Raw genomic sequence first — 3,997 nt, forward strand, 5'->3', positions numbered from 1 at the left:
AAGAGCTTCTTCATGAGCCGCTGCGCAACGCGCGAGTTTCTTCGGCGCTGGATCAAGACGTCAGGAACGAAGCCACTCTGGTCGACAGCGCGCCAGAGCCAATGTTGTTCGCCCGCGATCGAGATAACGACTTCGTCCAGATGCCATTTGTCACCGCGAGGGGGAGTGCGCTGGCGGATCCGATCGGAGAACGGCTTGCCGAATTTCCGTCCCCACTGGCGCACGGTTTCATAGGTCACGCCAATGCCACGCGCCGCCAGCATTTCCTCGACCATCCGCAAGCTTAAGGGAAGCCGGAAATATAACCAAACGGGATAACTGATCACTTCCGGTGCGATGGCGGCGATAAAGAGGGTCCCGGGCGGTCTGCCGGTCGTCTACCCCTCCGCCGCTCCAATTCGTTAATTTGACGGTACCGTTCAATGGACTGTCCCTGTCGAAGGTTGCGGCCAATCTTGCGGCGCACGCCGTCAACGGCTGGCCGCCGGAGGTCATCAACGATTTCGGCAATCTCGGCTTTGTCCGACCTGCTGGCATCGTGTTTCTCAGCAACTTATTCGCATGGATGAGCGCTCATCAAACCAAAATCACGCTCACCAACCTCATTGGCAAACGCCGTCAGGTTTCTGGACGACTCCCTGTTCTTCGAGCAGCATTGCGGCGCAAAGTTTCGCCCGGATGCCTCACCACGGTCGACAACGCGACCACTGATGAGGATCGCTCATCAGCGATTGCCATGGCTGGCTGGAACACAACCTTGCTCCTTGGCTGGCTGCGCGCCTGTCGATCTCTCCCGCGAGCGGCGTGTACAACCGGCCGGTAGCCGCCATGCCCATCTGATCGCGGGCATCTGGACCGGGTTCAAGGGCGACCGGGGCACCAAGTCCAAGCCGGCCCCCGGCCCTCACCTCGTTTATGGCTTCCTGACGACCGATGAGGAGCGCGACGTATGGATGCGCGCGCCGCGGGATGAAGCAAAGGCACTGCAGCGGCCGTTGCCGGATGATGCGCTGAAGATCGTGATGCGCGGCGCGGATAAGGAAGATCAGCCAACAGCAGGGTAGCGATGCTTTAGCGCCGCAATCGGTATGGTGTTATGGGGACAAGAGGTCTGATGTTGTTCAAATCGCCAACAACGGCCGTGCTCATCATCAGCGCACGCCGATGGCCGAAGCGTTGCATTTCTGCAGGGCGCGGCGTTCGGCATTGCTGCGAACTGCCCGAAACTTCATCTGTATACGAAAGCAATCGCTCAATCGAAAAACGGTATCCGAGGAGTTCGCCAAGGCAACGCAAAGGAATTTGCAGAGGGCGCGTTTCTGTTCCACGAATTGCTAACTGGCGGAAAAGGAGACGAATGTGATGGCGGCCCGTGCACCTGCGATAACGTATGCGGCCTTCGCCCCGGTACATGCTACTTCGTGATTGAACCGTCGGAGGTAAAGCCCTGAGTCCGCAATGCTTTAAGGCAGCACCTTGACGAGATTGGCCCGCTTGCGTGCAGCCAGCTCGACAGCAGCATCGCGCGCCGCTTTGAATGTCATCACTTCCGCTGGCGCGTGCTCATGATCCTTCTCGATCATGGATGAAGCCGCCAAGGAAGCTCGATCTTAGTCAGCTTTTCGCAAGCTGCTCCTGCTAGCATGAAGAGGATAGGTCATCTAGGCGACGCCGCTATCCGGGTGTTACGACATGAACGCAGACGCAGCCGATATCAATGCAACAGCGTCGCAGGTTGGCGCCCCCTCCGACACCGCCGAGAACGGCGGCGATGACACGCGTGCAGCGCTACTGCGCCGAGCATTCGAAAAGGCTCTCGTTTCCGTCGCGACGCAAGTCATAAGCGATTCGCAGTCGGATATGGATGAGGCCATGAGCGAGCTTGATGATGGATGAGCCGATGGTCGGCGCCAGATAGCGATACGGCCGCCTGGTGATTGAATCGAAGACGTGCCAAGTGAGACTTGGCACACGCCAGCAGTTAGATGCGCATTCTATGATCTTTCAGGTCCGCTGCGAACTGCTCCGCGAATCCGAATGCACCTGGATCTTTTTGGCAGCGGGCTGCTGCGACGTCCCTTTGGCGTCCCCAACAGCAGACTTTGACGGAAATGGTGATGCTCAAAGCCATGGCGCCTCCGGCTTCGTGAGAGGATGATGGATGTTCTGGGAGCGCAAGGGTTCACGCCCGGCTTCGTAGGCTAAAGACAGGCAGGGCTCAACGCGAAACAGTGGCTTATGCTTTTGAGCCGAGGGTAGATCGCGCCGCCGAGGCCGTCCCCAATCCAATCTACGATCTTGGCCGGGATTTTCGCTGCGACGCCTGCATCTGCAGGACGTTGACGTGCAGACAGACCTGAGAGCACCGTTCCCGTGCAGCGCCTCCATCGCCGGCAACGCGCCGCAGCAATTCTAGCCGGGTAGCCGGGCCTGGAGGCCCTCCGCCCGTTTGTCGGCGCCAAGGCTGCGATTGCCAAGACAATCTGGCTGTTACCGTCGATCCTAAATCGATAGATCGCCAAGCTGCCCTTCTCGCGGCCGTTTGGCGAAAATGAAAGGCGGGCGCTAGCGCCCGCTTCCACGAGTTTCCGACATCCCCGGGATCAGGCCTCATGCCGGCTGTGCATCGCGACCGAAAATGCGCCGGAACATGGCCTCGCGCATCATCGTCTTGAAATCCGGCGGCGCATCCGGGTTCTCATTGTGGTTGATCACCGACTGCGTCACCTTGCGTCCGGAGTTGTCAACCCACCCCTGATTTGTCTCATGGATTGTCTGAGCTCCATCGGACGTCAGCTGATCAAGCGTTCGCCCAGCATTAGACTGCGTGACCTTCAGATTGTTTTTCCCATCCTTGTCGTCGCCGAGTCCCTCCACAACCATGGCATTGTCGCCGTTGGTGATGGTGAGCTTCGAGGAGATGGTTTTTCCCTTGCCATAATCGACCGTGTCCACCGTAATCTTCGTGCCGTCGTCGAGCTGGAAGGTCATACCTTTCTTGAAGTCGAAATCGTCCTTGCCGTCGCCATTAGCATCGACGTGAGGATCGCCGTGGATCCTCGAGACATGGCCGGTCTGGTTGTTCCTAACGGTCCAGGTGCCGTCCTTCTCATCGGCCGTGATCGTATACTTATCACCAAGGTTGATCGTCGCCTTGCCGTCCTTGACCTCGTGCGACCACACTGGCGCTGGCTGAGATGACGGCGCTGGCGTCTGAGCGACGGCAAACGGAACCATCGCAAGAGGCGGCGGTGGAGGAGGAACGAAGAACACGGGTGTTGCACTGGCAGGCGTTGCGCTTGCAGACTGGTAGTTGCCCGGCGCGCGACCCTGTTCGCCGGCATCGATACTCGCCTGATTCACCACGCCGCCGGCGCCATCGACCCAGCCTTGGCCGCTCTCATGGATCGTCTGGGCACCATCGGGTGTCAGCTCATCAAGAGTCATGCCAGCGTTGGACTGAGTCACCCTCAGATTGTTTTTGCCATCCTTGTCGTCGCCGAGCCCCTCCACAACCATCGCGTTGTGGCCGTTCGTAATGGTCAGCCTTGAGGAGATGGTCTCACCATTACCGTAGTCGACATTATTGACGGTAATCTTGGTCCCATCGTCGAGCTGGAAGGTCATATCTTTCTTGAAGTCGAAGTCATCCTTGCCGTCCCCGTTAGCGTCAACATGGGGATCGCCATGGATCTTCGTGACATGGCCGGTCTGGTTGTTGCGGACGGTCCAGGTGCCATCCTTCTCATTGGCTGTGATCGTATATTTGTCGCCGAGGTTGATCGTGGCCTTGCCATCCTTGACCTCATGCGTCCATACCGGATCGACGGAAGGCTCCGAACCCGAACTTTGCTGGCTCAACAGCATGAAAGGAGGAGGCGGAGCCATCATGTACACGGGAGCAGCCACGACTGGAGTGACGACCGCCGGAGCCACGACAGCGGTTGTGACGCCACCTGCAGGAACGACCACCGGAGCGACAACGACGGCAGGGCCC

At 58.8% G+C, this 3,997-nt stretch carries 2 protein-coding genes and 2 pseudogenes; 2 read left to right on the forward strand and 2 right to left on the reverse strand.

Translation table 11 applies throughout. The features are described from left to right. A pseudogene (locus IC50_RS37725) lies at nt 1–423 on the reverse strand (IS6 family transposase); the annotation flags it as partial. Nucleotides 424–821: 398 nt separating this feature from the next. Between IC50_RS37725 and IC50_RS37730 the strand changes: the two are divergent. Together IC50_RS37730 and IC50_RS37740 are read left to right on the forward strand one after the other, a co-directional pair. After that, nucleotides 822–1,064, forward strand: a pseudogene (locus tag IC50_RS37730) (hypothetical protein); the annotation flags it as partial. 628 nt (nt 1,065–1,692) lie between these two features. Continuing rightward, nucleotides 1,693–1,896, forward strand: a complete 204-nt coding sequence (locus IC50_RS37740) for a hypothetical protein (RefSeq protein WP_011084467.1) — start codon at nt 1,693–1,695, stop codon at nt 1,894–1,896. 714 nt (nt 1,897–2,610) lie between these two features. On the opposite strand, the gene IC50_RS37750 is transcribed toward IC50_RS37740, so the two are convergent. Then, the coding region (locus IC50_RS37750; RefSeq protein ID WP_035716718.1) for a DUF1521 domain-containing protein at nt 2,611–3,997 on the reverse strand (1,387 nt) is incomplete at its 5' end.

The sequence above is a fragment of the Bradyrhizobium genomosp. I (2014) genome, assembly GCF_000261685.1.
Classification (GTDB): Bacteria; Pseudomonadota; Alphaproteobacteria; order Rhizobiales; family Xanthobacteraceae; genus Bradyrhizobium.